1 protein-coding gene and 1 pseudogene are annotated in these 1034 nt (G+C 64.7%); both read left to right on the top strand.

The annotated features are described in order from the left end of the window. Positions 1–137 (top strand): annotated as a pseudogene (locus tag FCN22_RS23015) (IS30 family transposase); the annotation flags it as partial. An 89-nt stretch (positions 138–226) separates the two neighbouring features. Continuing rightward, positions 227–616: a hypothetical protein gene (locus FCN22_RS21480; protein WP_137123601.1), complete on the top strand. Its 390-nt coding sequence runs from the start codon at positions 227–229 to the stop codon at positions 614–616. Positions 617–1034 lie beyond the last annotated feature (418 nt).

Genomic DNA, 1034 nt, shown 5'->3' with positions numbered 1-1034 from the left:
CGGGCTACCTGGACATGGTCGCCGCCGAGCTCAACGACCGGCCCCGCAAACGCCTCGGCTGGCGCACCCCCGCCGAAACCCTCGACCAACTACTGTCGGAACAGTCAGATCCACACGGTGTTGCACCCACCGCTTGAATCCGCCCAGGCGATCCGTAGCAGGAATCGCCTGTGCCGTACGCCGATCCGCAATTGGGGTTCGAAGGTGCCGGTCAGGTGCGTCGCTGGTGCAACACTTGCCCATGCCTTGGCGCCCGGACTGGTCCCCTTCGCCGGTCGACCACCGGCTGGATCCGTATCGGGATCGCGGCGGCGTAGTGCTCCTCGACGATGGGGTGTTGCGCATCTACGTTCAAGTGGATCAGATGTGCACACAGGTATCCGGACACCTGTGGTGGCGACGATGGTCACCGCCCCGGGAATTTGTGATCCTGCACATGCTGCTCGACGAGGAGACCCCGACCGACACCTACTTGGACGAAGAAGACCTGGACAACGAACTCACCTACTGGGCCGGCGGCCGCTTTCTATGGCTTGGGCGGGAGTACCCCCTCGCTTGGTTCCGGACGCACGAGTCCGCAGCCCTGCGCCACACGCTTGGACTCGACGAGCAGTAGATGCCGCCCGCAACCTCACCGCGCGAGGATCGGCTTCCGGACGGCGCAGCCCACTTCGGCCTTCTCAGTCCCGCGTCTCGTGTTCCGAACAGCTGGGGGCCGCCGTCGTGACCGCCCATCGGCATCGCCTGCATACTCATACAGGCCGGCCGCTGCTGACCGTTCGTCCCAAGCCGGCGACGGAAGGGCCGTCAGGCCGTCCCATTCTGGGCGGTGTGACGCAGCTGGATGGGCGGTGTGATGCAGCTGGCCATCGTGTCGAGGCCCGCCCACCGAGACCCGTTGCCCCGCCCGTAGCAGAATCAAGGCCACACGAGTGTCTGCCTCTGGACGAAAGGTTCTGTCGGCGGCGATCGAAAATTGGTCGGTTCCGGCGCCTGAAAAGTGGACAGTTTTGGTGAGTCTATGACTCGTTGTC

Source organism: Segeticoccus rhizosphaerae (assembly GCF_005222685.1).
In the GTDB taxonomy this organism is placed as follows: Bacteria; Actinomycetota; Actinomycetes; order Actinomycetales; family Dermatophilaceae; genus Segeticoccus; species Segeticoccus rhizosphaerae.
This window is presented reverse-complemented; position numbering and strand designations above follow the sequence as displayed.